Origin of the sequence: Rhodovulum sp. P5, assembly GCF_002079305.1 — a bacterium.
Classification (GTDB): Bacteria; Pseudomonadota; Alphaproteobacteria; order Rhodobacterales; family Rhodobacteraceae; genus Rhodovulum.
Genome location: NZ_CP015039.1, coordinates 1,577,468 through 1,604,014 on the forward strand (window position 1 = coordinate 1,577,468; position 26,547 = coordinate 1,604,014).

Genomic DNA, 26,547 nt, shown 5'->3' on the forward strand with positions numbered 1-26,547 from the left:
ATGACCGAAACTCTGAAATGCATCTCTCCCATTGATGGGAGGGTCTACGCCGAGCGTGCGTTGATGCCGCTTGAAGAGGCCCGCGCCGCCGCCGCCCGCGCCCGCGCCGCGCAACCCGCCTGGGCCGCGCGGCCCCTGGCCGAACGGGTAGACATCGTCCGCCGCGCCGTGGCGTTGGTGGGAGAGGCGAACGACGAGATCGTGCCGGAACTGGCCTGGCAGATGGGCCGCCCGGTCCGCTATGGCGGGGAGTTCGGCGGCTTCAACGAACGCGCGAGTTATATGGCCGACATCGCGGAAGAGGCGCTGGCCGATATCCGGATCGAGGACAGCGACACGGCGGGCCGCTATATCCGCCGCGTGCCCCATGGCGTGGTGCTGGTCGTGGCGCCGTGGAACTACCCCTACATGACCGCGATCAATACGGTGGCGCCCGCGCTGATCGCGGGCAATGCGGTGATGCTGAAACACGCCAGCCAGACCCCGCTGGTGGGAGAGCGGATCATCTGCGCCCTGCGCGACGCGGGCGTGCCCGACGACGTGGCGCAGAACATCTTTGTCAGCCATGACACGACCTCTGCCCTGATCGAGGCGGGGGCGTTCGACTTCGTCAACTTCACCGGCTCGGTCGGGGGCGGACGGGCCATCGCGCGCGCGGCGGCGGCCAGCTTCACCGGGCTGGGGCTGGAACTGGGCGGCAAGGATCCGGGCTATGTGATGGAAGACGCCGATCTGGATGCCGCGGCCGACGGGCTGATGGACGGGGCGATGTTCAATTCCGGCCAGTGTTGCTGCGGGATCGAGCGGATCTATGTAGCCGAAAGCGTCTATGACGCCTTCGTCGAGAAATGCGTGGCAATCGTATCCAAGGCCAAGCTCGGCAATCCGCTGGAGCCTGAGACCACGATGGGCCCGATGGCGCAGGTCCGCTTTGCCGATCTCGTCCGCGCCCAGACGGCCGAGGCCATCGCGGCGGGCGCCAAACCCCTGATCGACCCCGCATTGTTCCCCAACGATTGCGGTGCGTATCTGATGCCGCAGATCCTGATCGACGTGGATCATTCCATGCGGGTGATGCGCGAGGAGAGCTTTGGCCCCGTGGTCGGGATCATGCCCGTCAAGGACGACGACGAGGCCGTGGCGATGATGAATGACAGCGAATACGGGCTGACCGCCTCGCTCTGGACGAAGGATGCCGAACGCGCCGCGCGCGTCGGCGACCGGATCGAGACCGGCACCGTGTTCATGAACCGCTGCGATTACCTCGACCCGGCGCTTTGCTGGACGGGGTGCAAGAACACCGGGCGCGGCGCGGGGTTGTCGATCCTTGGCTATCACGCGCTGACCCGCCCGAAATCCTATCATCTCAAGAAAGTCTGAGCGATGAACCTCACCGCCAACTGGTCCTACCCCACCACCATCCGCTTTGGGGCAGGCCGCATTTCGGAACTGCCCGAGGCCTGCATCGCGGCGGGGATCAAGAAACCGCTGCTGGTCACCGACCGGGGACTGGCGCAACTGCCGATCACGGCGCAGGCGCTCGACCTCCTCGACGCCGCCGGGTTGGGCCGCGCGGTCTTCTCCGAGGTCGATCCCAACCCCAACGAGAAGAACATGGAGGCCGGCGTCGCCGTCTATCGCGAAGGCGGCCATGACGGCGTGATCGCCTTCGGCGGCGGCTCGGGTCTCGACCTTGGGAAATGCGTGGCTTTCATGGCGGGGCAATCCCGCCCGGTCTGGGACTTCGAGGATATCGGCGACTGGTGGACCCGCGCCGATGCGGACGCCATCGCCCCCGTGATCGCCGTGCCGACCACCGCCGGCACCGGGTCAGAGGTTGGGCGCGCAGGCGTTCTGACCAATTCCGAAACCCACGAGAAAAAGATCATCTTCCACCCCAAGATGCTGCCCGCGGTGGTGATCTGCGACCCCGAACTGACCGTCGGCATGCCACCGGCCATCACCGCAGGCACCGGCATGGACGCCTTCGCCCATTGTCTGGAGGCCTATTGCTCCCCCCATTTCCACCCGAAGTCCCACGGCATCGCGCTTGAAGGCATGCGGCTGGTGAAAGAGAACCTGCCCCGCGCCTACAAGGACGGCACCGATATCGAGGCGCGCGCCTACATGATGGCGGCGGCGGCGATGGGCGCGGTGGCGTTTCAAAAGGGGCTGGGCGCGATCCATGCGCTCTCCCACCCCATCGGGGCGCATTACGGCACCCATCACGGCACAACCAACGCGGTGGTCATGCAAGCGGTCCTGACCTTCAACCGCGCCGCCATCGAAGAACCGCTGGCCCGCGCCGCGGCCTATCTGGGCATCGAGGGCGGGTTCGACGGCTTCTGCGCCTTTGTTGCCGCGTTGAATGCAGAGCTTGGAATCCCCGAGACGCTGGCCGGGCTGGGCGTGACCGATCCCGATCTCGACCGGCTGGTGGCCGACGCGCTGGCCGACCCATCGGTGGGTGGCAACCCGGTCGAAATGACCGCGGAGAACACCCGCGCCCTGTTCGAGGCCTGCCTCTAGCACCACCGCCCCCTGCACGGTGGCCGTCACCCGATGGCCACCGGCAAACCGACCAACGGCCGCCCCGGGCCGTTGCGCCCGATACCCCGGTGCAGACCGGCGGGATTTGCTGGTCATGCGCTCCACTGGAAGTGGAGGGCGATCCGGGGTATAGTCAATCTAATTCCAGATTCGATTGAGACTGCAGAGTCTTAGATGGCTTGCGCGATGTCCACTCATGTGCGCGGCGCCTGTGGACTGTGACCATCACGTCCGAAACCTCTTTCCAGAAAGGGGAGTGTGAAGATGACCCGTATTCCAACGGGGCGGATCGGTGTGGCCTGTGTGGCGGCGACGGTCGTTGCCTCTCCCGGTGCCGCGCAGATGGCGCTTCCCACGGATGTCCAGCCGACCTGCACGGTGGCGGGCGATACCTTCGCGGGATGGTTCGAAAGCGGCAGCCCTACACCCGACGGGGCCGTCTATGCCGCCGACAGCAACGCGTTTCCCACCGACAACACGGTGTGCGACTTTTACACTTGGGGCGCACAGATGTTCCTGTGGCTGACCTCGCCCGAAGGCGACGGCCGGGTTCTGGACGGCCCGGCCCTTTTCAACGTGTTGCCGGCTGACGCCAGCGGCAAGCGCTATCTGCAAGAGAACGACACCGGCGCGCCCATGGCCTTCGCGCTGCGGACCGAGAAATTCGACGAAATCGGTGAGGTCGGGCAGGCCGGGGGTGGCGGGACGCTGGTGTCCCAGGCCGGTGGACTGGTCTATTACGGCGTTCATGTGAACGACGGCTACGGCTACTTCCTGACCGGCCAGAAGGGCGGAGAGCTTGACCAGACCATGTTCCCGCGTGACGCGCAGGATCTGGGAGAACTTGAGCGCTATGTCAGCAACACCTTCCCGGGCACCAAACTCGACGCACCGCGAACCCTGGCGATGGAGTTCAAGACCTCCTGGGTCGAGGCCACCACCGTGCCGGACGCCAGCCAGTTCATCACGATCGAGGCGACGATCCCGACCTTCACGCCGAATGCCGACAACACGATCTGGACGCCGGGCGGGTCGAAAACAACGACGCTGGCACTGGTGGGGATGCATATCGTCGGCACCGTGCAGAACCATCCCGAATTCGTCTGGGTCACCTACGAACACATCCTCAACGCCCCTGACGGCCCCTACTACTACACCAACGGGGCCGGCGATGTGGTCCAACAGCCCTATTCCTCGGAGGGCACGTTCCTGTTCATCGAAACGGGGGCCGCGGTGCCCGCGAACACGGAATGCGCGAAAGAGACCAAGGGAAACATCGTCGCCAACACCAAGAACGGAACGCCGGTCTGTGCTGGCGGGATCGTCGCCTCCGACACCTACCGGAAATATCCGTGGGGCAGCCAGCAGGGCGACACCGCGACGGCCGCGGTCACCAACAACACGTTGCTGCTGGCGCTCAACGCCTCGGTCCGCTCACAACTCAGCGCGGGCGATCTCCGGGCGAATTACGTGCAGACCGGCGGCATCTGGACCAGTGCCCCAACCGAAACGGCCGACGCCCCGATCCCCGAGGCCAAGGACTATTCCGATAGCGACCTGCGCGGATCCCTGTTCGCCTTCAACGCCACGATGGAAACCTATACGCAGGGCACCAGTTGCTTCACCTGCCACCAGCAGTCGGCCAGCGCGCCCGACAGCTTCCAGCCCTTCCAGTTGAGCCACATCTACGCACAGATCGTGCCCCTGACGCCACCGGGCGACTGACCCCGGCGGCCCGTCCGCGACCCGAGGATTGGCCCGCACCCGGGCCACGCCATCCCCCCGACCCGACCGGAGGCACGCCCGATGTCCATGCTCCTGACCGTTCTGCGGACGACCCTTGTCTATCTTGGCCAGACGGCGCTGTGCCGATTGCTGGGCGGGCTGGGGCCCAAACCCCCGGCGAAACCCGATTACAGCGGCGTCTATACCTCCCCCGAATTTCAGGTCGACCGGTACGGGAACTGTCAGGCCGGAAGTTATATCGAGGTCTACCGGCCCCAGACGCCGTACCTTGGCGACAACGGGCGCCCAAAGGCAGTGATCTTCCTGCACGGTTTCGTGCTTGGCGCCTCGCAAATCTACCGGGCGCATCTGGAGCATCTGGTGCGGCAGGGCTACACGGTGTTCTTTCCCAATTTCCAGACCGGGTTCTGCAGCTTTCCCGACAGCGGCCTGATGACCGTCGCCGATCTGGTGGACGAGGTGTTCGGCGACGGGCTGAAACCGTCGCAAGAGAAATGGCTGAGAAATGCGCTGGCCAGCGTGTCGGACGCCTATGCCAAATCAGGTTTCGGCGCGGGCGTGGCGGTGGATACCTATGTCTACGGCCATTCGCTGGGCGGGCTTTTCGCGTTGAGCTGGCCCTATTACGTGAAACAGGACGGGTACCCGGAGAACCTGCTGCCCGTGCAGGTGCTGACCGCAGACCCGATCCCCAGCAGCACGGCCGCCTCGGCCCCGGGCCAGCTTGGCGCGGCCTTCGACAGCCTCGCCGACGACATGGATTTGCGTCTCACCGGGACGGCGCTGACCATGCCGGTGGCCATCCTTCACGGCAATGACGACTGGATCGTGCCCAAGGCCGAGTGGGACACGCCGTTCGGTTTCATCGCGACGGGGCAAAAGCGGATGTACCTGTCCTATACCGACACCCACGGCTGCGCCGGTCTGTTTGCCAATCACGAACAGGCCACCACCGATACCAGCTTTTTCCGCCCCGTGCTCGCGACCGTTCTTCTGGATGGTGTCGGGACAGAGGACACCCTAGACTGGCGCTATCTGTGGTTCGCGCTCGACCAAGTGATCCGCGACGGCGCGCGGGCCGATCAACTGGACTTCGACATGGGCGCATGGTCAGACGGCCACCCGGTGCGCCCTGTCAGCATTTACCTGTCGGGGGAGTGAGGCGGACCGGAGGGCGCGGCAGGGGCCGCTACCGAACCATCGTCTGCTTGTCCCAGTCCGCATAGTCTGGCGTATTCTCGACCCGGATTTCACCGGAATATCCGAACTCGACCATGTGAACCATGGTCGTCGTCGGGGTTGCGAAGATCACCGAATAGGATTCAGGCAGATCGGACCCGGACAGCATCCGCGTGGCACTGAAGTCGGGCCAGCCCTGATGGTTGGTGCCCCGCGGGGCCGAGAACGGAATGCCATGCAGCGACCCCGACAGCGGCAGGTGGCAGTGACCGTGGAAGATGTGGCGAACCTTGTCGGCAAAGGGCTCGACCGTCGCGGCAAACCGCGCGGCGTCCAGCAACATGATTTCATCCATCGGCGGCACCCCAAGGGCGACGGGATTGTGATGCAGGAACAGCCAGACCGGGCCGGGCAAGGATTGAAGCTGCCGGTAAAGCCAGCCGGCACGCCCCTCGCAGAAATGCCCCGCATGGGTTTCGGGCCCCCACGTGTCCAGCACGATGGCATGACCCAGGGACAGCGGCACCACCTTTTGCACGAAACCGCCCTCGCCTTCCAGTTCGGGGAAGACAGAGACGAAGGTCGCGCGGTCGTCATGGTTGCCGATGCACAGATGCACCGGCAGGGGAAGACTCGCGATCGTCTCGCGCAGTCGGGCGTAATCCGCGGCTTCGCCCCAATCGGACAGATCCCCGGTGATGAACAGGGCCTCGGCATCGGCATGCCGGTCCAGCGCATGGGCCAGGGCCCGCTCGAAATTCGCGTTCGGGTCACGTCCCGCAATGGTGTCGCCGGGCGTTGTCAGGTGGATATCGGTCAGTTGCAGGAGTTTCATGGGGACGCGTCCTTTGGATACGATACGGCCCCCGGAAACCTGCCGGGGGCCGCGTTGAGACGAGAGATCAGGATCCGGAGGGCAGAAGGTCCTGCACCTCTTCGGTCAATTGCTCCTGCAGCTCTTCCATGTCGTCATACTCGCCGGTGACGATACCTTCGATGCCGTCATAGATCACCTGCGTGATGGCCAGCCCGTTGTCGCCCGGATAGGCCTGCCATTCGCGCAGCAGCGGCAGTTGGCGCACCGCCGTGGCCTTGGCCGGGTTCTCGGCATAGAAATCCGCAAGGATGATCTCGTTCGCGGCCTTGTTGGGCGGCATGTAGCCGGTGGTGCGGGCCACTTCTGCCGCGCCGTCACCCGAGGTGATGAATTTCAGCCATTTCCACGCGGCGTCCAGAACGGCCGGGTCGTCCGACTGGCTGACCAGCAGCGCGGCGTTGCCGCCCGCGGGCAGACCGGCGGGGCCTGCGGGCGTGATGCCGGGGAATTCGTTGGTGACAAGGGTGAAATCGCCCATCGCGCGTTCCACCGCGCCAACCGCCGAGGTCGACCAGAACATCATGCCCACATCGCCCGCCGAGAACGAGGCCAGCGCCGATTTCCATTCGAGGTTCTGCATCTCGCACCCGCGGAAGAGCGACTTCATGGTGGCAAGCGAGGTCAGACCCTCGGGGCTGTCCAGCGTGAAGTCGTTGCCTTCCATCAGCGGCTTGTCCTGGCTCCACATCAGCGCCTGCAGGAACCAGTTGCCGGTGATGTTCCAGCCCCAGAACATCGGGTTGTCGACACCGGCCTCGCGCAGCTTGCCGCACATCGCGATGACCTCGTCCCATGTCGTGGGCAGGTCTTCGGCGGTGATCCCGGCCTTCGCCATCACCTCCATGTTGTAATAGCCAACCGGCAGCGAGACCGAGAAGGGCAGCCCGTGTACCGCCCCGTTGAAGGTACCCAGATCCAGCATCGCCTGATGATAGCCGTCCTTCGCGAAATCGGCTTCCTTTGCGATGAAGGGTTCCAGCGACCGGGCGATGCCCTTTTCCACAAGGATCTGCTGGCGGTTCAGGCCCTGCATCGTGACGTCTGGCAATTCACCGGCAACGGATTCCCGCAGGATGGTGTTGGAGGCGTCCTCATAGGTCTCATACGGCGCGCGCATCTTGACCTCGATGTTGGGATACTGCGCGTTGAACATCGGCAGGATCTTTTCATAGGTCACGTCGAAAAGGTGGCTGTAGGGATAGCCGAATTCGATGGTGACCTTGTCCTCGGCGAAGACGGGCGTCGCCACCGCGATCAGCGCCATTGCCGTCAGGGTCTTTTTCATGATTTCGTTCCTCCGGTTGCCTTGGCCGGGATGCAGTCGCCAAACGTGACCCGGCCGGTTCGCCCCTTGGGGCTTTGGTGATCCGGGGGGCGGTCGCCGCCCCCCGACATGCGTTCATTTCATGCCGCTGAGCGTGATCCCCTCGATGAAGCGGCGCTGCGCCAGCAGAAAGGCCACGATCAGAGGCGACACAATCACCACCGCGCTGGCCATCATCGGGCCGTAGTTGTCGCCGTCGGCATCGCCTTTGAATTCGCGCAGCCCCAGGGGGGGCGTGAAAAGATCGCGATTGCCGGTGATCACGATGCGCGGCCAGAAATAGTCGTTCCAATGCGCCACGACCGAGAAGATGGCAAAGGCCATCAGCGCCGGGATCGCGGTGGGCAGCATGACGTTCCAGACGATGGAAAACTCGCTCATCCCGTCCATGCGCGCGGCGTCGATCAGGTCATCGGGCACGGTCATGAAGAACTGCCGCATCAGGAAGATGCCGAAGACCGAGATCGTCCAGGGAATGATCAGCGCGGCATAGCTGTTGGTCAGCCCGACCTTGGCCAGCATGATGTAAAGCGGCAACGCGATGGCATGAACGGGGATCAAGAGGCAAAACAGCACCAGCCCGAACACCGCCTCGCGCCCCCAAAAGCGCAGCTTGGCCAGCGCATAGGCGCAAGGAAGCGCCACCAGAACCTGAATGACGAAGATCGACCCGGTGACGATCACCCCGTTCAGCAGATAGCGCAGAAGCGGCGCCTTCTGAAAGGCGGTGGTGTAGTTGTAGATCACCGGCGTGACCATGCAGGCCTCGACCGGATTGCCGAGCTTGACGCAATAGTCATCGCGAAACGGCAACTGCGCCCCGAAGAACCCGCCGGTGTTCTGCATGATCTCCGCCGGCGATTTGAACGAATAGCTGAGCATCACGTAGAAGGGCAGCAGCACGATCAGCGCGCCGAGGATCAGCACCGCATGCTTGGCGGTCTCGGCTGTTGAGAAACGAAAGGCGGGCGCCCCCGCGCCCTGGGCGGTGGCGTCGCTCATCCGTAATGGGTCCTTCTTTCGATCAGCGTCCGCTGGATCAGCGTCAGCACCATGACGAAGCCAAGGAACACCACCGTGATCGCGGCACCGATGCCCATCAGGTTCTGCTGGATCGCCTTTTCGTAGATGGCGAACATCATCACATAGACGCTCTTCGACGGGCCGCCGCCATGGGGATAGAACGCCTCCACCATGTCAAAGACCTGAAACGACCGGATCAGGCTGATGGTGACGACGAAGACGGTGGTGGGCCCCAGCATCGGCCATGTCACCAGCCGGAAACGATCCCAGGCCGACCGGGCCCCGTCCATTTCCGCCGCGGCATAGAGATCCCGCGGGATCGAGGTGAGACCGGCGAGATACAGCACCATGTTGAAGCCGAAGGCCTGCCAGATGCCGATGAAACAGACCGTCCAGATCGCATAGTCGCGATTGTTCAGCCACAGCGGAAAGGTCCGCGCGCAGCCCTTGGCATACCAGCCCCAGTTTTCCAGAACCGTGCCGCAACCGCGTTCCAGCGTCGAATTGAAGATACCGATGGTGGGGTGCAGGGCGAATTCCCAGACGATGGCCATGGCGATCAGCGCGGCCATGACCGGCAGGAAGTAGATGGTCTTGTAAAGATCGCCGAAGCGTTTCAGCGAGTGGATGAGCAGCGCCGCACCCAGCCCCAGACCGACCGACAGCGGCACCACCACGCCGACATAGCGGAAGGTGGCGCCGAACATCTTTTCATAGGTCGAGCGGGTGAAGATCTTCTCGTAATTCTCGACCCCGACGAAGGAGGCACCCGAATTGCCCAGCGAGTAGTCGGTGAAACTCAGCGCCGCGGCGATCCCGATGGGCACGATCAGGATCAGAACCATCAGCACCAGCGCCGGGCCGATGAACCACAGATGCGCGCGGGACCGGGCCATCAGGCCACTTCCCGTGCCGGGGCGACGCTGCGATCCAGACGCCGGCCCTCTGCCCCGAAGCAATGCAGCTGTGCAGGGTCAACGGAAATCCGCACCGGCTGACCAAGGTCGGACTGCTGCGCCCGGTCGGGCGTGGTTCGCAGGATGACGGGTGTATCGCACCCCTCCACCCCCAGATGCAGGAACAGGTCGGGGCCGAGGTTTTCGCGATGGGTCACCGTGCCGCCAAACGCCCCCCGCGGGTCGAGCCGCAGATGTTCGGGGCGCAGGCCCAGCATCACCGGCCCGGGCGCGGCGCGGGGCACCGTGCCAACCGTCTTGCCCAGCATCCCCAGACGCCCGTCCCGCCCGATCTCTCCGGGGATCACGTTGATCGCGGGCGAACCGATGAACCGGGCCACCTCCAGTGTGTCGGGCCGGGCGTAGATATCGGCCGGTTTTCCGAATTGCAGGATGCGACCGCCCATCATGACCGCCATGCGGTTGGACAGCGTCAGCGCCTCTGCCTGATCATGGGTGACATAGACAAAGGTGGTGGCAAGTCGCCGGTGCAGCTCGCTCAACTCCGCCCGCATGTGGACCCTGAGCGCGGCGTCGAGGTTCGACAGGGGTTCATCCATCAGAAAGGCGACGGGATTGCGGACCATGGCGCGGCCCAAGGCCGCCCGCTGCCGCTGCCCGCCCGACAACTGCCCCGGCTTGCGATCCAAGAGCGCCTCGATCTTCAGGATTTCGGCCGTCTGCTGCACCTGCCCCATCAGCGCGCGATAGGCGTCGCGGTGCATCGCAGGCCCGATCAACGGCAGGCGCGCCGCGCGGGACAGATCCCGCAGCTTCAGCGGCGTCATCATGTTCTCGCGCACCGTCAGATGCGGGTAAAGCGCGTAGGACTGGAACACCATGGCAAGGTTCCGATCCGCGGGCCGCATGGCCGTGACGTCCCGCCCGGCGATCTCGACCCGGCCCCCATCGGGTGTCTCCAACCCCGCAAGGATGCGCAAGAGCGTGGACTTGCCGCAGCCCGACGGGCCGACCAGCGTCACGAACTCTCCCTTCTGGATCGAAAGATCGATACCCTTCAGGACGGCCGTCTCGCCGAACCGTTTCTCGATTCCATGCAGATCAATCGTGGCCATCGCATCCACCCCGTTCACGGGGCGCAGCGTATTCAGCGACGGTCTCGATTCTGTGACGTCATATTAGCGAGACTAATGGCGCCTATAGGCAGCGCATGAGCATGGCTTCGATGCGCGCGCATCTTGCGCAGATGACAACCTTTGCACAGATCGTGCGCCTTGGCAGCGTGACCGCCGCGGCCGAGAAGCTGGGCGTGACCCAATCGGCCGTCTCGCAGACCATGCAGAAACTGGAAACCGCAGTCGGGGCAAAGCTCTACTTCCGCAGCCGCGACGGAATCCAACTGACGGCAACCGGGCAGCAGATCTTCGAACTGGCGGACCGGCAAGCGGATCTCGAACAACTAATCGCCGAGCGCATCGCGGGATTTGCCCGACTGGACGCAGGGCACCTGTCGGTCATCGCCAATGCACCGCTCCCCGCGCTGCGCCTGATCGCAGGCTTCGGCCGGTCCTCGCCCGGGGTGGAGATCGACTTTGCCCTGTTCGACTGGACAACAGCCATCGACAAGCTGCGCAACCGGCAGGTCGACATCGCCGTGATAACGGATGCCCCGGCCCGCTCTGACTGGATGAAGTTCCCGGTCGCGACCTCGCACTATGTTGCATACATGCAGCCGTCCCATCGCCTCGCCGGTCGCGATGTCGTCACGCTCTCCGATCTCTGCGAGAAGACCCTGCTGCTGCCCGAACGGGGGTCCTTGACGCAACGCGTGGTCAGCCGCGCGCTGGACACGGCCGGCCTCGCCCCGCGCCGGGTGATGAAGACGATGACCTTCCCCCTGATGAAAGAGGCGATCCTGCAGGGGATCGGCGTGGGCGTCTTTCTCAGCGACAGCACCGCGGAAACCGCCGACCTGTGCACCTGCAGGATTGCGGAGATTGCCCAACCTTTCGTCACCGATCTGGTCGTGCCCAAGGACAAGCTGGACCTGCACGCGGTCAAGAGCTTCGTGAATGTCCTGCGCTCCTCCGGCACAAGCGCCACCTGAGGACCCGACCGAACCGCGCGCCGCGGATAGGCAAGGCCAATGGGCCGAAATGGTCGTCGGACGGGATCGTGAATGTAATACGCAGTGCCTAGGAAAAGGCGACGCTCGGATTGGACCCGTAAGGAAAAAGATGGCAGCCCGTAGGGTTTTGCCGGAAGTGTTCAGTTTCAATGGCTTAGATTTGCTAACCTATGAAAATCTGGGCATTGAAAACAAAAGGCAATTTGTCCGGGCTGCTAACCGCTTTTGTGGGTGGGCTGAAATCTGCACCACCCTTCAAGGGCTGGATTGCTCACCGATCTGCCCGGCTGAATAGTAAAGGGGCGAAGCTGCGCCAACAGCATCGCCCCTGATTACTTGATGGGAACTGCAACGAAACCCAGCAACGGATTGAACCCTTAGGGAAGCCCCCGAGGATCGGCTTCAGGATCGCCGATTCGCGTGGAGAACGCAAGAGGAACGGCAATGATGACCTACCTACATTCACAAACCGCGAAAGCCGAACTGACCGCTGCCCTTGAGAAAGACAAGGCGGCTCAGCAAGTGCAAGATCAATCCCCGCTCAAGACCAAGAAGGACATTCGGGGCTTCTGGGCACAGTTCCCGAAGACCCGTGACCTTTTCGGGGAGATCATGAACAAGTGGCGGAAGTCGGGATCACGCCGTCCCGGCCATGAAGGCTTCTGGGCCGCGTGGCCATATCGGGATTGGAGCGCAGCCACCGGGCTGCCCATCGCCACCTTGAAGCGGCACCTGAACACCCTTGAAGAAAACGGGCTGATTGAGCGCACCCTTGGGCGGCATGGGGGCAGCCGGGTGCTGACTTTCATCCGCCCCACGCCCCTCGCGCTTTACCTGAGCGACGTGAAGGCGGGTGACTGGCAGCGGCTGGGAATACCTCTCCAAACTGACTTCGCGGACACCCTTCCCCCGAGTGTTCTGGAGGCAAATCCTGAACTTCTAGAGGGCTGAAATAGCGCGTAGCGTCGGGGCAAATCTGCGTCGTGGGTCGGCGCAATATTGCACCCATAGTGAGCTAGTCCATGAGCTAGTCTGTGAGCTAGTCTGTGAGCTAGTCGATTACACAGTAATATTCACTTCGTTCATATTCCTATCCAACTCCTTTTTACCAAAAGGAGTAATCCTCTTCAGCAAACGCATCCGCGTTTGCGCTGGCTTCGCCTCCCTTCGGGTGACTTCGGGAGAAGAGAAAACAGATTTGACAGAATGACCCCGGAATACCCTCCACCCCCCATAGCCCCCCGCCTCCCGCGATCAGAAACCGGATGCAGGCAAGTTCACCCGATCCAACACTTGGCACAACCTGTTGCGGGGTGGGTGAGAATTTACACCATGCGTTGACGAAACCTCTTGGCCCGCACCCCGGCTTCGGCTAGATTGTTTGCAGCTTTGTTGATCGGCGGTTTCGGCCCGCCTCTGGCATCAACGAGCGGGAGGCACCCGTAAGCATTTCTTCCATGCTTGCCGAGGTGCCCGCCGTGTGGCCTTTCACGAAACCCGAACCCAAGATCGACACCGCAGCCGCTGCCCCGGCTGAGGCCCGTTCCCTGTCCGATCCTGACGCTTGGCTCTTCGAGTATCCGTCTTGATCAAGCAGTTTTGGGGGTCCAAACGCGGTCTGCTTTGACGAGTGCGTTTGCGGTTTCGATCAGCTTGCGCATGATCGCGACGATGGCGACTTTTGCGGGTTTGCCAGCCGCGCGCAGGGCGTCGTATTTTGCCTTCAGATCCGGGTTGTATCGCATTGCCACAAGCGCCGGCATGTAGAGGGCATCGCGCAAGGGTTTGCGTCCGCCGCAGATGAAGGACCTGCCCTTCCACTGCCCTGAATCGCGATTGTAGGGCACCACGCCCGCAAGGCTGCCCACCTGGCGGCGGTCCAGCGTCCCGATCTCGGGCAGGTAGGTCACGATTGCGGCGCTGGCGACGCTTCCCAGACCGGGAATGGAGGTGACGATCTCGCGGCGCCGCGCGGTGGTTTTGTCGGCCTGGATCAGGGCATCGATTTCCCGGTCAAGCTCGGCAATGTGCTTTTCCACCAAGGCCAGACGCGCTTTCGTCTGGCGCTTCAACACTGTGTTCGTTTGCACATATGCGCGGTTTTTCAAGCGCGTGCGGTCCTTGATCAGGGCCGTGCGCGCAACCTGCAGGTCTTTGAGAACACGTGTTGTTTTCGCAACCGGAGTGTCCGGTTCCAGCTCCAGGGCCACCCCCATGCGGGCCAGGCCTTGCGCATCCAACGCATCGGTCTTGGCCCGTGTGCCACAGGCCTCGGCGAACCGGCGCGCCTGCAGCGGGTTGACCTTTACCAGGGGAAGCCTGTCGCAAAACCGCTCTTCGAAAGCGCGATGATACGGGCCGGTGGGTTCGTACACCACACGGGCGATGGGCGCCTTGCCCAGCCATTCTTCAAACGCCCGAAATCCGCTGGTCGAGGTGTCAAAACGCGTCGCAGCGCCGCGTTCTGCGTCGAAAACATCCAGATGGGATTTCGAAATGTCCACGCCGATGGTATGGTCTGTCATCTTCTCCACGTCCTATGCTTGTCATGCGTGCAGCCACACGCGTATCCGTTCAGGCCCAGGGGGAAGACGGCGGTCGATCAAACTCGAGAACGGTCCTTCAAAAGACCCAGCACCTTACGATCCAACCGCCGCCACTGCACGCCATAAATGGCGTGGCGTGCAGTGGCCTCCAATCCTTCGGAAGCCTGCGGTTTTGATAAGACAAGCTTTTCGGGGCCACCTCTGCCACCTCTGGCGTGACGGTGAGTGCCACCACCGCTTTGCGTGTCCCTGCCGTCTCTGCCGGGGTGAAGGCTATCGCCGAAGCCGTGGCGATCCTCCCCCTTCATGCCTACCGACGCCAAGCCGATGGCAGCCGGGAACGCACCGCAGTTGCTCCCGCCACCCTGCTGAACGGTGACGCCAACCCTTGGACCCGTGGCCCCCAGCTTCGGGAACTTCTGACCTCCGACGCCATCGCCTATGGCAACGGCTTCGCCGTCATCGTGCGGGATGGCGAAGGCGCACCGCGTGAACTTCACCGCGTCCACCCTCAATCTGTTTCTGTGGACGTGGACCCGGTGAGCGGGGAACCCCGTTACCGCATCGGATCGCGCACCCTGAACTTCATGGACGTGCTGCACCTGCGTGCCCCGTGCCCCACCTCCACCGATGCCGTGACGGGCAAATCCCCGCTTCTGGAAGCCAAGGACGCCATCGGGCTGCTGATTACCCTCCAAGGCCACGCCTCCCGCCTCTTCGCCAACGGGGGCCGCCCCTCGGGCATCCTGAGCTTCCCCCAGCGTCTTGGGGCCGAAGTGGCGAAGCGCATCAAGGTAAGCTGGCAGGCCGCGACCTCGGGCGGCAATTCCGGCGGCACTGCCGTGCTGGAAGAAGGCGGAAGCTTCACCCCGCTCAGCTTCAACAGCGTGGACAGCCAGTTCCTCGAAATCTGGGCACTGTCCATCACCGAGGTGGCCCGCGTCCTGCGTGTCCCGCCTGTGCTGCTGATGGATTACAGCCATCAGACTTGGGCCAATGCCGAGACGGGTGGGCAACAGTTCCTGACCTACTCCCTTTCGCCCTGGCTGGCCCGTTGGGAGGCAGAAGTCACCCTGAAACTGATCGCCCCTGAGGATCGCGCCAGCGTCTTTTTAGAGCACCTGACCGATGCCCTGTTGCGGGCTGACTTCGCCACCCGTGCCACCGCTTACGGGCAATATCGCAGCATGGGAGCGATGACCGCCAATGAGGTGCGGGCGGGCTGAACCTGCCCCCGCTGCCCGGCGGGGATGCCCTGCAGAACCCCTACACCACCAGCGCCACCACGACCGAGGGGACCGCCGATGAGTGATCTTCCCGCCTTCCGTTTCTTCTTTGGCGATGCCGAACGCAGCTTCCGCCTCACCCCTGAATTGGTGGGGGAGCTTGAACGCCTGACAAGCACCGGCATCGGCGGCTTCACGCGCCGCTTCTTCCAAGGGGATTTCCGGCTTGCTGATCTTCACGCCGTCATCCGGCTGGGACTGATCGGCGGGGGCGAAGCACCGAAAGAAGCCGATGCCCTTGTTTCCGCATACGCCGTGCCCCGCCCCGTGATGGAAATCTTCCCTCTGGCCTTGGGCATTCTCGAAATCCTGATGTTTGGCACGGTGCAGGACACCGCCGGGGGAGCCGAAATCCCAACCGTTGGGAATTCGGAGGAACCAGCGTGAGCAAGGGACCGGGGAAAATCCAGCGGGCGATTGTCGCGCTCTTTGAAGCAGAACCTCACAGCCGCCTGACAGTGCCTCAGATCGCAGCCCGCGCCTATCCGGGGGAGACCATCGGCAAGAGCGAAACCGAGGCTGTGCGCCGCTCTCTGCAAGGGATCGCCCCGCAAATTGGCCTGACCCGCTGCCGGATTGCCCGGCCTGATGGGCAAGGCTGGCACCACGTTTATGGGAGGGCCGCATAAGTGTTTGAACCGATGAACTTGCCTGCAATCGAAACCCGCAAGGGCCACGGCACCGAAACCGCCGATGCCGAAGTGCGTTTCACCGCTCCCAGCGACACGGGGGAGCTTGAAGGGATCGCGGTGCGCTTCAACGTGGCTGACAGCTACCGCAGCGAGTTTGCCCCGCAGGCTTTCACCTCTGCCCGCACCCCCATCCCGATGCTTTGGAGCCATGACCCGGCGCAAGTCATCGGATCATGGACCAGCATTGAAGCCCGTGCCGATGGGCTGGCCGTCAAGGGAAAGCTCAATCTGGCCGTGGCCAAGGCTCAGGAAGTGCGGGCGCTTCTGCAAGCCGGTGACGTGGCGGGGCTATCGGTGGGCTTCCGCACCCTGAAAGACGAACGCAGCGCCACGGGCACCCGCCGCATCACGCAAGCCGACCTCAAGGAAATTTCCATCGTGGCCTTTCCTTCGGTGCCCGGCTCCCAAGTCACCAGCACCCGCAGCACCGCCAATATCACCGCGCTGACCAAGGCCATTCGGGCCGCAACCACCTCCATCAAAGGGAACTGACATGAAAGACCTGATGACCCCGGCGCTTGAAACCCGCCAAGACCCCGAGAACACCACCGATCCTGTTGCCGAAGCCACCGAAGCCGTGACCGAGCTTCGCACGGCAGTGACGGAACACCAGACCCGGCAGACCACCGAAATGCGTGGCGTGACCGACCGTCTGGCGGCACTGGAAACCCGGATGAACCGCCCCGGCACAGGCACCGAGACCACCACCGAACCGGGGGCTGAACAGCGTGCTTTCGCCGCTTTCGTCCGCACCGGGGTGGAGCGGATGCAGGCGGAAGAAGTCCGCGCCCTGACCGTCTCTACCGACACGGCAGGCGGCTATCTGGCACCGGAACAGTTCCTTGCCGAACTGGACCGCAACCTTGTGGAGTTTTCCCCGATCCGGGCCGCTGCCCGCGTGGCCTCCACCTCTGCCGGTGAAATCCTGCTGCCGAAGCGCACCGCAGGCCCCACCGCCTCTTGGGTGGGTGAAGGCGGCACGGTGGGCGGCACCCAACCGACCTACGGGCAACAGAAGATCACGGTGCATGAGCTGGCCTGTTATGTGGACATCTCCAACCGCCTTCTGGAAGACAGCGCGTTCAACATGGATAGCGAACTTGCCTTCGATTTCGCCGAGGAATTTGGCCGGGCGGAAGGTTCCGCGTTTATCAACGGCACGGGCGATGCGAACAACCAGCCCAAGGGGCTGCTGACCGAAACCGGCATTGATGGCATCACTTCGGCAGGAGCCAGCATCGGCGTTGATGACCTGATTGACCTGTATCATTCGCTTCCGGGTTTCTACGCATCGCGGGCCGTCTGGGCGATGAACCGCAGCACCATCGGGGAGGTGCGGAAGATCAAGACCATCTCGGGGGATTACCTCTGGCGGGATGCTCTTGCAGAAGGCAACCCGCCGACCATCTTGGGCCGCCCTGTCATCGAGTTCCCGGACCTGCCCGACGCCGATGCAACCGAAATCCCGATCATCTTCGGCGATTTCGGCAGCGGCTTCCGCATCTTCGACCGGGTGAACCTTTCGGTGCTGCGCGACCCCTACAGCGTCCAGACCTCGGGGCTTGTCCGCTTCCATGCACGCCGCCGCGTTGGCGGGGGCATGACCAAGGCCGAAGCCTTCAAATTCCTCACTATGGCCGCCTGATCCGGCGTTCTGACCTGAAAGGAAACAGACATGACCATCAACAGCACCGCCGGGGCCAAGGTGTATATCGGCCCTGCATCCGAAGCCACCACCCTGACCGAATTTGAGGCGATCACCACCGCCGATACCTGGGTGGAAATCGGCGAAGTGGAAGACCTCGGGGAATGGGGTGCCGAGGGCACCGAAATCACCTTCAAGAACCTCGGGGACAAATACACCCGCCGCCGGAAAGGCACCATCGACAGCGGCAGCGTTGCGCTTGTCTGTGCCCGCGATCCTCTGGACGTTGGCCAAATCGCCGCACGGGCGGCAGCGGAAGAACAGTATTCTTACGCCTTCCGCGTGGTTCTGGAAGACCAGCCCAGCGATGCAGGCACCCCGACCACCTTCTATTTCGTGGCCGTGGTGCTCAGCGCCAAGAACAGCTTCGGCACCGCCGATGACCTGACCAAGACCACCTTCACCCTCGGAATTGACGGTGCGGTGATCGAAGTTCCGGCAGCCGCGTAAGGGGTGGCCGGGATGCGCGTAGGCGAGGAATTTGCGGTGTTCCTCTCGGGCGAAGTGCTCTCCCTTCGTCCGAGCCTGCGTTGCGCCATGAAGCTGGCGGATCGCCCCGGCGGTTTCCCCCAGCTTATCCGTGACCTGCAAGACGGCAGCCTTACCGCCATCTGTGACCTGATCGCCGATCACGCCTCTATCCCGCTGCTGCCGAACCGAGTGTTTGACAGCGGCATTGATGCCTTCCGTGCCCCGCTGATGGCCTATGTGCTGGCCTGTGCTGGGATCGACATGGAAACGGAAGACACTCCCCACCAGGGCAAGAGCCTGAGCTTTCCCGAGCATCTGGCACAGCTTTATCGCTATGGCACCGGCTGGCTGGGGTGGACCCCGGAAGAAACGCTGGACGCCACCCCAGCCGAAATCATCGAAGCCGTGAAAGGCCGTGCCGAGATGATGCGGGTGATCTTCGGCGGCAAGGAACCGGGGGAAGAACCTGCCCCGCCTGCCGACCTGGGCCAGAAGTTTCGGGCCATGTTTGGCGGCTTCGGCACCACCAAGATTGAAAGGGGCACGGAATGAACGTCTGGGGCAACATCATCCGCGACCTGATGAAGGAACAGCGCGTCTCCCAACGCGCCTTGGCCGAAACCTCTGGCGTCAATCGCACTGCCCTTCGCGCCTTGCTGGCCGGTGGAACCTGCGAAATCGGCAAGGTGCAAAAGATGCTGGCGGTGCTGGGATACAAGCTGGACATCATCCCCATTGAAGACTTCGAGCCGCACAAGCCCAATCCCCGCGTGGCCCGACGGAACCGCGACAAATACCGGGGCATCAAACCCAATCCGGCATGGCTGGGGGAACAGGTGGAGGATGCCTGATGCCCTATGCAGCCCCGAAGATATGCCGTTGCGGGAAGGCGGTGCCCAGCGGCACCCGCTGCCCCTGTCAGGCCAAGCAGGATGCAGAGCGCAAAGCCCGCTTTGACCAGACCCGCCCCAATGCACGGCAGCGGGGCTACTCGACCGCGTGGGACAAGGCACGGGAAGGCTTCCTGAAGTCTCACCCCCGATGCGCCATGTGCGGGCAACCTGCCACTGTGGTGGATCACAAGACCCCTCACCGTGGTGACAAGAAACTCTTCTGGGACAAGACCAATTGGCAGCCCCTATGCACGTCCTGCCATTCGAGCCGCAAACAGTCTCAAGAGCGGGGGAAGCGCCTATGACCTATGGACACTCACCCATGCTTGTGAAGTTCCGTGGCCGGGGGATGACCGTGCCTGAAATCGCCAAGCTCACCGGACTGGCAGAAGCAACGGTTTACCGCCGCATCCGTCTGGGGAAGCCCATTGAAGGACCGTGCCAGTATGGCCCCGAGCCGAAGCGTTACAATTTCCGGGGAGAGATGTTGACCGCTCCCGAAATCGCAGAGCGCACCGGCTATTCTGTCTCGCATGTCCGCAGACAGATCAGCGGCAACACCTACCTTGAAGGTGAAGCAGCACGGGCAAACTTCGATGACAACTTTCATCCCAACTGCGTGCTGCTGACCTATCGGGGGAAGACTGACAGCATATCAGGATGGGCGCGCCGCACAGGCATCCCTCAGTATGTCATCAACGAAAGGCTGTGGCGAAAAGGCTGGACCATCCACCGCATTCTGACCGAGCCGAACAACGCCAAGCCCAAGACCATCAGGAAGAGCATCAACCGCATGGTGCAGGGCTTCCGGGCATCCACTGACAGGCATTCCATCATCCGCATGGTGAAGCTCTTTCAAGCCTCCCAAGGCAATATCACTGGCAAGGAGGGGGCAGCACCGTGTACGCGCTAGTCGTCCCCATACGGATCAAGCGGGTCCCATCGTGTATTAAGGCGACTAGGCTGCCTAATCGGGGTATCTCTAAACCGAAAAACATGATTGTTGTCTGTTTGACAGACTTTGAAATCTCCCTCTCCTGCGATGAAGCTGAACAACTTGTCGCGGTTGAGGCACACCGGGCAAATAAAGTGGATGGGTTGCCCGTTAGCCTGATCCTCTCTGAGCCTGAAAACCAGATCGCGCTCGCCAGTCTGAAAAAGCTCGTAACGAGCCTTTTCACGCTCGAATTCATCTTGGCGTTGCAGCGTCTGGCTCAGTGTTTTGAGGGCATCGCTAAGCTGAACATTCAACATATTGGCTGCGGTGAGTTCAGACGCCAGTGCATTCAAGAGCTTTGCCGCCTCTCCGCTATCCTTAGGTTTGTCACCCTCGATCAGACCTTTGATTGCGGCAACAGTGGACGTTGCCTTCCCGGTCAGACCCACGGCGCTAGTGGCAAGACCCAAGACTTCATTGATCTGCGAAAGCTCCATGTCCCTGATCCTTTGAAACTAATGCCTCAGGCTCAAGCATATCTCCCCACGGTACCAATCAACAAGTGGAGCGGGGGGTATTCCGAAACTTTCCCCCATAGCCAAGGGACCGGCGCGGGAAGGCGCATTCTCGATCTGGAAGGTAAACAGCTATGACCATTCTCAGCGTCATTGACCTCAAAGAGCATCTGAACATCACGGAAGGCACCGATGATACGCTGATCGCCTCCAAGATCGGGGCTGCCGAAGCATGGATTGCCCAGTTCATCGGGGTGGCCTTGGATGATGCAGAGACTTTCCCCGATGGCACCCCCGAGCCGATCAAGGAAGCGATCCGGCAGCTTGTGGCCCATCTTTATGAGAACCGGGAAGCCACGCTTGTGGGGATTTCGATCACCGATGTTTCCCCCGGCCTCTTCGACCTGATGGCCCCTTATCGCGTCTGGGAGTTCTGACCATGAGCAAACAGACCGAACGCCTGAAACGCCGTCTGGCAGCCGTGCCCTTGGCCGTGAAGGACGCCGTGACGCCTTCCCTTGTCAAAGGCGGGGAAGAGATCGCGGCAGCCATGGAAGCCCTTGCCCCCGAGGATACCGGCGATCTGGTGGCCTCTATCGAAGTCACCCCGCCGGGACAGGCCACCCCCGCTTATTCGCAGCCGGGCGGCAGCACCGTGGCAGAGGAAAACCAAGTTCTGATAACAGCGGGCAACTCGGATGTGCGCTATCCCCACCTTGTGGAATACGGCACCGCCAACGCCCCCGCTCAGCCGTTCTTTTGGCCCGGCTATCGCCTGTCCCGGAAGCGGGCGGTGAACCGCATCAAGCGCAACATCAAGAAGGCAGTGCGGGAGGCATGGGAATGATTGATGCCAGCCTAGACCTGCAAAAGGCTCTGCGTGCCCGTCTGGTGGCCTCCACCGAGGTGCTGGGGCAAGTGCCTGCTGCGCATATCCTTGACCGGAACAGCCGCCCCGAGGTGTTCCCTTGCATCCTGATTGGCGAAAGCCAGTCCCTTGCCGGGGCTGGCCTCTCCCGTATTCGGCAAGAGCTTCACAGCGACCTGCATATCTGGGCCGAAGAACCCGGCCTTGCCATCTCCAAGACCATCGCGGGGGCGATCCGCGCCGCCCTGGGGGAAGGCCCGTGGAGCCTAGATCACCACCACGTTGCAGACCTCTACATCCAACAGGTGCGCTTCCTGCGTGATCCTGATGGCATCCATTCGCACGGGGTGATGACCCTTCGCGCCCATCTGGTGGAGGTGAGCTGATGCGAGCCGGGAAACTGACCAAGAGCCTGACGATTGAACGGGCCACCACCACCGTGGACGGCTACGGCACCCCCGCCGAAAGTTGGGCCACCATCGCCACGGTGCGGGCGCAACTGATCCAATCCAGCACCGAAGAGTTCGTGCGAAACTTCGGGGCATCCTCGGAAATCGCTGCTGTGTTCCGCATCCGTTACCGTGACGGCATCAAGGTGGCTGATCGCGTCACCTGTGACGGCATCACCTATGACCTGAAAGAGGTGAAGGAACTTGGACGCCGTGACGGGCTGGACCTTCGATGCATCGCGGTGGGGGCAAGCTGATGGCCATCAAAATCCGCAAAAAGGCGAAACCCACCAACCCCTTCCCCGAAATCCCTGATCCCTTTGGCTACGGGCAACGGGCCGTGGATTTCCTGCGAAGCCTGAAACACCCAAAATCCCGGCTTCCCGACCAAGCCTTCCAACTGGACGAATGGCAGGAACGGATTGTCCGCAGCATCTACGGGCCGTGCGATGAGAACGGCAACCGTATCTGTGGACATGCCGTGATCTTGATCGGGCGGGGAAACCGAAAAACCAGCTTGGGGGCAGCCCTTGCCCTGCTTCACACCACGGGGCCGGAAGCGGTGCCCGGTGGAGAAGTCTTGTTTGCCGCTGCCGATCAGAAGCAGGCCAAGATTGCCTATACCGAGGCTTACAACATCCTGAAAGCGGGTGATGCCTCTCTTTGGAAGAAGGGACAGGCCAGCAAGAACACCGACCCGGCCAAGGCCATCCGGGTGCAGGATTACCGCAACCAAATCCATTTCCCGAACGGCAGCTTTCTGGAAGCCCTGAGCAATGACAGCGGCACCCAGCACGGGCGCACCCCGGCCTTCGCCCTGTGCGATGAAATCCACGCATGGAAGAAACGTGACCTCTGGGACGTGATCGGCACCGGCCTTGCGAAGTCTGAAAACACCCTTCGCATCACCATCACCACCGGGGGCCGTGGACAGGATGGCATCGGCTGGGAGGTGATCGACCGTGCCCGCAAGATCGCCCGTGGTGACATTGAAGACCCCTTCACGCTGCCCTTTCTCTTCGAGGCTCCCCCCGAAGCCGATTGGCGGGATGAAGAAGTTTGGCTTCTGGCAAATCCCGGCCTTCCGCACGGCTATCCCAGCTTGAACGGGCTTCGGCAGGAGATGAAGGAAGCAGAAGACAGCCCCGCCGCACAGGACGCTTTCCGACAGCTTCACCTGAATATGTGGCTGGATCGCTCCACCAGTCCCTTTGTGGAGATGGCCGTTTATGACAAGGGGGCCGCTCCCATCGACATGGACGCCCTGAAAGGCAAGCCGTGCTGGATCGGTGTTGACCTCGGAATGACCGATGACATGAGCGCCGTTGTCCTGGCATTCCATGACCCTCAGCGGGAGGAAGGTTATATCGTCCTGCCGTTCTACTTCATGCCCGGCGACAATCTGGACAAGCGCACCATCCAATCCGGCTTCCCCTATTCGACCCATGCCGATGAGGGGCTGATTACAGCCACCCCCGGCAACGTCACGGATTACCGGATGTTGGAAGATGCCATCCGCGATCTTTGCGAAACCTATCAGGTGCGGGAAATCGCCTTTGACCCCCATTATGGCAGCATCATCATGGGGAACCTTCTGGAAGACGGTTATCCCGTGGTGAGCTTCCGGCAAGGCTGGGTGACGATGGGGCCAGCCATCAAGGAACTGGAACGCGCCATCCTTGCCCGAAAATTCCAACACGGGGGCCACCCCGTTCTTCGCTGGAACTTCGCCAACATCGCCATCCAAGACAATGGCAAGGGCAACAAGAGTTTCAACAAATCCAAATCGACCGAGAAGATTGACGGGGCCGTTGCCACCGCGATGGCCGTGGCCCGTGCTTCGACCGGGGAAGACACCCGATCCGTTTACGAAACCGACGAACGCCCCGAAGGGCTTATGGTGTGGTGAGGTGAGACATGCCGCTTGATGATGAACGCCTGATTGTCGCGCTGGAAGCCCGTATCCGCGACTTTGAACGCAACATGGCCAAGGCTGGCAGGACCGCAGATCAGCGGTTTTCCGGCATTGAACGCCGCGCCAAGCTCTCGGGAGATCGCCTGCAAGGCTCCCTGTCACAGGCTGCCACGCGGGTGAATACGTCAATGAAGGCGATGATGGCAGGCTTTGCCGGTGGGGTGATCGGCGGGGCTGCCACTGGCCTCTTCGCGGGCATCACCTCCGATATTGCGGGCACCGTGAAGGGCATCGCGGAAATCGGCGATGAGGCCAAGCGTGCCGGGGTGAGTGTCACCGCATTTCAGGAATGGAAGTTTGTTGCCGATCAGAACCGGGTGAGCGTGGACGCCCTGATCGATGGCCTGAAAGAACTGAACCTTCGGGCCGATGAGTGGATTGTCACCGGATCAGGCCCCGCCGCCGAAGCCTTCGCACGGCTGGGCTATTCCGCTGCCGATCTGAAAGAGAAGCTGGAAGACCCCAGCAAGCTGATGCTGGAAATCATCGGGCGCATGAAGAACTTCGATCAGGCAGCCCAGATCAGGATTGCCGATGAGGTGTTCGGCGGCACGGGCGGGGAACAGTTTGTCCAACTGATCGGCCAAGGCGAAGATGCCCTTCGCCGCACCATCGAGCGTGCCCATGAAACCGGGGCCGTGCTGGATGCCGAAATGATCGAAAAGGCGGCTGAACTGGATCGCCGCTTCAATGAACTGAAAGGCACCATCGGCAGCTTCTTCAAGGCTTTCGCCGTGGGGGCTGCGCAATTCGCCGTGGACGTGGCCACGATGAAGACCGACCTGAACAACCTCTTCGGGGGCGAGGATCAGGCCCGCTCCATGCTGGGGGATAACCTCTATGACGGGCTGAGCAAGGATCAGGCGGCAATCAATGAACAGGCCGAAGCCCTTGGGCGGCTTCGGGGCCAATACCGCACCTTGGCCGAAACCGGCAATATGGCCTCCCAAAGCATTGCTGCCGCATCCAGCACCATCAGCGCATGGGGCTATGATGAAGCCGGGGCAGAACTGGCCACCGTCTCGAATGAGATGCGCGAACTGGTGGCCCGCTTCCAAGACGGACAGGTTGAGGGGGAAGACTTCGCCGCCCAGATGGAAGAATTGCAGGCAAGAGCGGCTGAGGCTTTCGACACGCTGGAAGATGCCGACAAGGTAGATTTCAGCCTGGCAATTTCCGAAGTCACCCGGCTGGGCAATGTCATCAATACCGTGATCGGATTTGCCCGCACCCTAAAACGGGCCATTGCCGAGGCTGCCGGGGTGGCCCCCGCCAAGACCGATATGCAGACCTTCCGGGAAGCTGATGCCCAGTCCATGCGGAACTGGGAGGCACAGCAAACCGCCAAGGAACGCTTCCTGACGCTGGAAGATGAACAGAACGCCAAGAGCCGGGAACAACTTGCCCTTGAGCGTGAGATTGCCCGCTTCCGGGAACGTGCTGCCGAAGCCGGGGTGCATGTCACCGATGCCGAAGCAGCGGCAGGCGGTGCGGCAGCAATTGCGGCAGCCGAAGCCCGCAACCCGTCCAGCACCCCGAGCGGTGGAGGCGGTGGAGGCAGCACCCGGCAGGACGCCTATTCCTCACAGGTGGGAAAAATTCAGGAACAGATTGCCGCCCTTGAGGCGGAAGCTGCTGCCCGTGCTCAGGCGACCGGCAGCACCGATGCACAGGAACGGGCCGTGGACCGTGCCCGCATCGCCTATGAACTTCTGCAAGCCGCTCAGGAAGCGGGCATGGCGATCACGCCCCAGCTTGTGGCGGATGCCAACGCCTTGGCGGGGCAATACATCGAAGCCGAACAGGCGGTGAAGCAGCTTGCCGATGCACAGGCCCAAGCAGCCCAGCGACAGGAAGAGTTCAAGGAAGCGGGCAGAGACGCCTTCACCGGCCTGCTGACCGGCGCACAGAGCTTTTCCGAAGCCCTGTCCAACCTTTCCGCACGGCTGGCAGAGATGGCAGCAAACCGGCTCTTTGATCTGCTTTGGGGTGGCCTGACTGGTGGCTCAGGCGGGGGCATTCTTGGCACCTTCTTTAGCAGCCTCTTCATGAAGGATGGCGGGATTGTTCATGCCGCATCCGGGGGCAGGATCATGGGGCCGGGCAGCGGCACCAGCGACAGCATTCCCGCCATGCTGAGCAACGGGGAATTTGTCATCAATGCCAAGGCCACCCGACAGCACCGTCAACTTCTGGAAGCCATCAACAGCGGCAGGGTGCCAGCCTTCGCCGCCGGGGGCATGGTGGGGGGAAGCCTCTCCAACACCTACGCCCCCAACCTTGCCATCAACGTGAACGGCTCAGGCAATCCAAAGCAGGACCGTGCCCTTGCCGACATGATCGCCGACACCGTGGACGCCAAGTTGAAGGCCAATTCCGGCCAAGGGAACTTCCGCATGTCATCGGGCAGCGCCCTTGCTGCGACCCAAGCCAAGCTCAGCCGGGCAGCATCCCGGCGGGGGTGAG

General features: G+C 62.5%; 28 protein-coding genes. 21 read left to right on the forward strand and 7 right to left on the reverse strand.

Going from position 1 to position 26,547, the window contains the following annotated elements; genetic code table 11:
• The 4 genes from RGUI_RS07730 (at position 1) to RGUI_RS21855 (ending at position 5,457) form a co-directional block, all read left to right on the forward strand.
• Positions 1-1,380, forward strand: coding sequence for an aldehyde dehydrogenase family protein (locus tag RGUI_RS07730; protein ID WP_081532523.1), 1,380 nt, complete (start codon positions 1-3; stop codon positions 1,378-1,380).
• A 3-nt stretch (positions 1,381-1,383) separates the two neighbouring features.
• On the forward strand, positions 1,384-2,529 hold the full coding sequence (locus tag RGUI_RS07735) for an iron-containing alcohol dehydrogenase (protein WP_081532524.1): 1,146 nt from the start codon (positions 1,384-1,386) through the stop codon (positions 2,527-2,529).
• A 285-nt stretch (positions 2,530-2,814) separates the two neighbouring features.
• Complete coding sequence (locus RGUI_RS07740; RefSeq protein WP_081532525.1) at positions 2,815-4,275, forward strand: hypothetical protein; 1,461 nt, start codon at positions 2,815-2,817, stop codon at positions 4,273-4,275.
• A gap of 81 nt (positions 4,276-4,356) precedes the next feature.
• Positions 4,357-5,457: an alpha/beta fold hydrolase gene (locus tag RGUI_RS21855; RefSeq protein ID WP_216640111.1), complete on the forward strand. Its 1,101-nt coding sequence runs from the start codon at positions 4,357-4,359 to the stop codon at positions 5,455-5,457.
• 28 nt (positions 5,458-5,485) lie between these two features.
• Here RGUI_RS21855 and RGUI_RS07755 read toward each other — a convergent pair whose 3' ends face one another.
• The 5 genes from RGUI_RS07755 to RGUI_RS07775 form a co-directional block, all read right to left on the reverse strand.
• Positions 5,486-6,310 carry a phosphodiesterase gene (locus tag RGUI_RS07755; protein WP_081532526.1) on the reverse strand — a complete coding sequence of 275 codons (825 nt, stop codon included), beginning with the start codon at positions 6,308-6,310 and terminating at the stop codon, positions 5,486-5,488.
• Between the two features lie 67 nt (positions 6,311-6,377).
• Positions 6,378-7,637, reverse strand: a complete 1,260-nt coding sequence (locus RGUI_RS07760; RefSeq protein ID WP_081532527.1) for an extracellular solute-binding protein — start codon at positions 7,635-7,637, stop codon at positions 6,378-6,380.
• Positions 7,638-7,751: 114 nt separating this feature from the next.
• Complete coding sequence (locus RGUI_RS07765) at positions 7,752-8,678, reverse strand: carbohydrate ABC transporter permease (protein ID WP_081532528.1); 927 nt, start codon at positions 8,676-8,678, stop codon at positions 7,752-7,754.
• Positions 8,675-9,595 carry a carbohydrate ABC transporter permease gene (locus tag RGUI_RS07770; RefSeq protein WP_081532529.1) on the reverse strand — a complete coding sequence of 307 codons (921 nt, stop codon included), beginning with the start codon at positions 9,593-9,595 and terminating at the stop codon, positions 8,675-8,677. The genes RGUI_RS07765 and RGUI_RS07770 overlap by 4 nt, the downstream gene beginning before the upstream one ends.
• Positions 9,595-10,731: an ABC transporter ATP-binding protein gene (locus RGUI_RS07775; RefSeq protein ID WP_081532530.1), complete on the reverse strand. Its 1,137-nt coding sequence runs from the start codon at positions 10,729-10,731 to the stop codon at positions 9,595-9,597. The genes RGUI_RS07770 and RGUI_RS07775 overlap by 1 nt, the downstream gene beginning before the upstream one ends.
• A gap of 131 nt (positions 10,732-10,862) precedes the next feature.
• Here RGUI_RS07775 and RGUI_RS07780 point away from each other — a divergent pair, with 131 nt between their 5' ends.
• Both RGUI_RS07780 and RGUI_RS07785 read left to right on the forward strand, forming a co-directional pair.
• Positions 10,863-11,723: a LysR family transcriptional regulator gene (locus RGUI_RS07780; RefSeq protein WP_172841105.1), complete on the forward strand. Its 861-nt coding sequence runs from the start codon at positions 10,863-10,865 to the stop codon at positions 11,721-11,723.
• Positions 11,724-12,188: 465 nt separating this feature from the next.
• Positions 12,189-12,695, forward strand: coding sequence for a helix-turn-helix domain-containing protein (locus RGUI_RS07785; protein WP_081532532.1), 507 nt, complete (start codon positions 12,189-12,191; stop codon positions 12,693-12,695).
• Positions 12,696-13,333: 638 nt separating this feature from the next.
• On the opposite strand, the gene RGUI_RS07790 is transcribed toward RGUI_RS07785, so the two are convergent.
• Positions 13,334-14,269 (reverse strand): transposase, encoded by a 936-nt coding sequence (locus RGUI_RS07790; protein ID WP_081536012.1) that lies wholly within the window; start codon positions 14,267-14,269, stop codon positions 13,334-13,336.
• A gap of 242 nt (positions 14,270-14,511) precedes the next feature.
• Between RGUI_RS07790 and RGUI_RS07795 the strand changes: the two genes are divergently transcribed.
• From RGUI_RS07795 to RGUI_RS07840, 9 genes are all read left to right on the forward strand, one after another.
• A complete protein-coding gene (locus tag RGUI_RS07795; protein ID WP_172841106.1) occupies positions 14,512-15,516 on the forward strand; it encodes a phage portal protein in 1,005 nt (334 codons plus the stop codon).
• Positions 15,517-15,594: 78 nt separating this feature from the next.
• The gene (locus RGUI_RS07800) at positions 15,595-15,963 is read left to right on the forward strand and encodes a gene transfer agent family protein (RefSeq protein WP_081532534.1); all 369 of its coding nucleotides are present in this window, start codon (positions 15,595-15,597) and stop codon (positions 15,961-15,963) included.
• Positions 15,964-16,217: 254 nt separating this feature from the next.
• Positions 16,218-16,760: an HK97 family phage prohead protease gene (locus RGUI_RS07810; protein ID WP_156882903.1), complete on the forward strand. Its 543-nt coding sequence runs from the start codon at positions 16,218-16,220 to the stop codon at positions 16,758-16,760.
• Between the two features lies 1 nt (position 16,761).
• Positions 16,762-17,913 carry a phage major capsid protein gene (locus RGUI_RS07815; protein WP_216640113.1) on the forward strand — a complete coding sequence of 384 codons (1,152 nt, stop codon included), beginning with the start codon at positions 16,762-16,764 and terminating at the stop codon, positions 17,911-17,913.
• Positions 17,914-17,943: 30 nt separating this feature from the next.
• The gene (locus RGUI_RS07820; RefSeq protein ID WP_081532537.1) at positions 17,944-18,423 is read left to right on the forward strand and encodes a hypothetical protein; all 480 of its coding nucleotides are present in this window, start codon (positions 17,944-17,946) and stop codon (positions 18,421-18,423) included.
• Between the two features lie 12 nt (positions 18,424-18,435).
• Entirely contained in the window at positions 18,436-18,996 is a 561-nt protein-coding gene (locus RGUI_RS07825) for a hypothetical protein (RefSeq protein ID WP_081532538.1), read from the forward strand.
• The gene (locus tag RGUI_RS07830) at positions 18,993-19,295 is read left to right on the forward strand and encodes a helix-turn-helix domain-containing protein (protein ID WP_081532539.1); all 303 of its coding nucleotides are present in this window, start codon (positions 18,993-18,995) and stop codon (positions 19,293-19,295) included. The genes RGUI_RS07825 and RGUI_RS07830 overlap by 4 nt, the downstream gene beginning before the upstream one ends.
• A 197-nt stretch (positions 19,296-19,492) precedes the next feature.
• A complete protein-coding gene (locus tag RGUI_RS22090; RefSeq protein ID WP_253799114.1) occupies positions 19,493-19,642 on the forward strand; it encodes an HNH endonuclease signature motif containing protein in 150 nt (49 codons plus the stop codon).
• Between the two features lie 17 nt (positions 19,643-19,659).
• Positions 19,660-20,250 (forward strand): hypothetical protein, encoded by a 591-nt coding sequence (locus RGUI_RS07840; protein ID WP_081532541.1) that lies wholly within the window; start codon positions 19,660-19,662, stop codon positions 20,248-20,250.
• Here the strand turns inward: RGUI_RS07840 and RGUI_RS07845 are convergent.
• Positions 20,247-20,771, reverse strand: a complete 525-nt coding sequence (locus RGUI_RS07845) for a hypothetical protein (protein WP_081532542.1) — start codon at positions 20,769-20,771, stop codon at positions 20,247-20,249. The genes RGUI_RS07840 and RGUI_RS07845 overlap by 4 nt on opposite strands.
• A 152-nt stretch (positions 20,772-20,923) precedes the next feature.
• Here RGUI_RS07845 and RGUI_RS07850 point away from each other — a divergent pair, with 152 nt between their 5' ends.
• Genes RGUI_RS07850 through RGUI_RS07875 form a run of 6 tightly spaced genes read left to right on the forward strand, consistent with a single transcriptional unit; the run spans position 20,924 to position 26,546 of the window.
• Positions 20,924-21,226 (forward strand): head-tail connector protein, encoded by a 303-nt coding sequence (locus tag RGUI_RS07850; protein WP_081532543.1) that lies wholly within the window; start codon positions 20,924-20,926, stop codon positions 21,224-21,226.
• A gap of 2 nt (positions 21,227-21,228) precedes the next feature.
• Entirely contained in the window at positions 21,229-21,636 is a 408-nt protein-coding gene (locus RGUI_RS07855; protein ID WP_081532544.1) for an HK97-gp10 family putative phage morphogenesis protein, read from the forward strand.
• Positions 21,633-22,043 carry a DUF3168 domain-containing protein gene (locus tag RGUI_RS07860; protein WP_172841108.1) on the forward strand — a complete coding sequence of 137 codons (411 nt, stop codon included), beginning with the start codon at positions 21,633-21,635 and terminating at the stop codon, positions 22,041-22,043. Before RGUI_RS07855 ends, RGUI_RS07860 begins: the two co-directional genes overlap by 4 nt.
• Positions 22,043-22,363, forward strand: coding sequence for a phage head closure protein (locus RGUI_RS07865; protein WP_081532546.1), 321 nt, complete (start codon positions 22,043-22,045; stop codon positions 22,361-22,363). The genes RGUI_RS07860 and RGUI_RS07865 overlap by 1 nt, the downstream gene beginning before the upstream one ends.
• Positions 22,363-24,015: a terminase large subunit gene (locus RGUI_RS07870; RefSeq protein WP_081536014.1), complete on the forward strand. Its 1,653-nt coding sequence runs from the start codon at positions 22,363-22,365 to the stop codon at positions 24,013-24,015. The genes RGUI_RS07865 and RGUI_RS07870 overlap by 1 nt, the downstream gene beginning before the upstream one ends.
• 8 nt (positions 24,016-24,023) lie before the next feature.
• Positions 24,024-26,546: a hypothetical protein gene (locus tag RGUI_RS07875; protein WP_081532547.1), complete on the forward strand. Its 2,523-nt coding sequence runs from the start codon at positions 24,024-24,026 to the stop codon at positions 26,544-26,546.
• Position 26,547 lies beyond the last annotated feature (1 nt).

Bases quoted from the DNA above. Each gene is read 5' to 3' on its own strand.
- RGUI_RS07850 (WP_081532543.1), top strand. From the start codon at position 20,924: ATGACCATTCTCAGCGTCATTGACCTCAAAGAGCATCTGAACATCACG.
- RGUI_RS07855 (WP_081532544.1), top strand. From the start codon at position 21,229: ATGAGCAAACAGACCGAACGCCTGAAACGCCGTCTGGCAGCCGTGCCC.
- RGUI_RS07840 (WP_081532541.1), top strand. From the start codon at position 19,660: ATGCTTGTGAAGTTCCGTGGCCGGGGGATGACCGTGCCTGAAATCGCC.
- RGUI_RS07730 (WP_081532523.1), top strand. From the start codon at position 1: ATGACCGAAACTCTGAAATGCATCTCTCCCATTGATGGGAGGGTCTAC.
- RGUI_RS07740 (WP_081532525.1), top strand. From the start codon at position 2,815: ATGACCCGTATTCCAACGGGGCGGATCGGTGTGGCCTGTGTGGCGGCG.
- RGUI_RS07825 (WP_081532538.1), top strand. From the start codon at position 18,436: ATGCGCGTAGGCGAGGAATTTGCGGTGTTCCTCTCGGGCGAAGTGCTC.
- RGUI_RS07860 (WP_172841108.1), top strand. From the start codon at position 21,633: ATGATTGATGCCAGCCTAGACCTGCAAAAGGCTCTGCGTGCCCGTCTG.
- RGUI_RS07765 (WP_081532528.1), bottom strand. From the start codon at position 8,678: ATGAGCGACGCCACCGCCCAGGGCGCGGGGGCGCCCGCCTTTCGTTTC.
- RGUI_RS07865 (WP_081532546.1), top strand. From the start codon at position 22,043: ATGCGAGCCGGGAAACTGACCAAGAGCCTGACGATTGAACGGGCCACC.
- RGUI_RS07870 (WP_081536014.1), top strand. From the start codon at position 22,363: ATGGCCATCAAAATCCGCAAAAAGGCGAAACCCACCAACCCCTTCCCC.
- RGUI_RS21855 (WP_216640111.1), top strand. From the start codon at position 4,357: ATGTCCATGCTCCTGACCGTTCTGCGGACGACCCTTGTCTATCTTGGC.
- RGUI_RS07800 (WP_081532534.1), top strand. From the start codon at position 15,595: ATGAGTGATCTTCCCGCCTTCCGTTTCTTCTTTGGCGATGCCGAACGC.
- RGUI_RS07735 (WP_081532524.1), top strand. From the start codon at position 1,384: ATGAACCTCACCGCCAACTGGTCCTACCCCACCACCATCCGCTTTGGG.
- RGUI_RS07760 (WP_081532527.1), bottom strand. From the start codon at position 7,637: ATGAAAAAGACCCTGACGGCAATGGCGCTGATCGCGGTGGCGACGCCC.
- RGUI_RS07815 (WP_216640113.1), top strand. From the start codon at position 16,762: ATGAAAGACCTGATGACCCCGGCGCTTGAAACCCGCCAAGACCCCGAG.
- RGUI_RS07830 (WP_081532539.1), top strand. From the start codon at position 18,993: ATGAACGTCTGGGGCAACATCATCCGCGACCTGATGAAGGAACAGCGC.
- RGUI_RS07780 (WP_172841105.1), top strand. From the start codon at position 10,863: ATGACAACCTTTGCACAGATCGTGCGCCTTGGCAGCGTGACCGCCGCG.
- RGUI_RS07775 (WP_081532530.1), bottom strand. From the start codon at position 10,731: ATGGCCACGATTGATCTGCATGGAATCGAGAAACGGTTCGGCGAGACG.
- RGUI_RS22090 (WP_253799114.1), top strand. From the start codon at position 19,493: ATGTGCGGGCAACCTGCCACTGTGGTGGATCACAAGACCCCTCACCGT.
- RGUI_RS07810 (WP_156882903.1), top strand. From the start codon at position 16,218: ATGAACTTGCCTGCAATCGAAACCCGCAAGGGCCACGGCACCGAAACC.
- RGUI_RS07875 (WP_081532547.1), top strand. From the start codon at position 24,024: ATGCCGCTTGATGATGAACGCCTGATTGTCGCGCTGGAAGCCCGTATC.
- RGUI_RS07790 (WP_081536012.1), bottom strand. From the start codon at position 14,269: ATGACAGACCATACCATCGGCGTGGACATTTCGAAATCCCATCTGGAT.
- RGUI_RS07755 (WP_081532526.1), bottom strand. From the start codon at position 6,310: ATGAAACTCCTGCAACTGACCGATATCCACCTGACAACGCCCGGCGAC.
- RGUI_RS07785 (WP_081532532.1), top strand. From the start codon at position 12,189: ATGATGACCTACCTACATTCACAAACCGCGAAAGCCGAACTGACCGCT.
- RGUI_RS07770 (WP_081532529.1), bottom strand. From the start codon at position 9,595: ATGGCCCGGTCCCGCGCGCATCTGTGGTTCATCGGCCCGGCGCTGGTG.
- RGUI_RS07845 (WP_081532542.1), bottom strand. From the start codon at position 20,771: ATGGAGCTTTCGCAGATCAATGAAGTCTTGGGTCTTGCCACTAGCGCC.
- RGUI_RS07820 (WP_081532537.1), top strand. From the start codon at position 17,944: ATGACCATCAACAGCACCGCCGGGGCCAAGGTGTATATCGGCCCTGCA.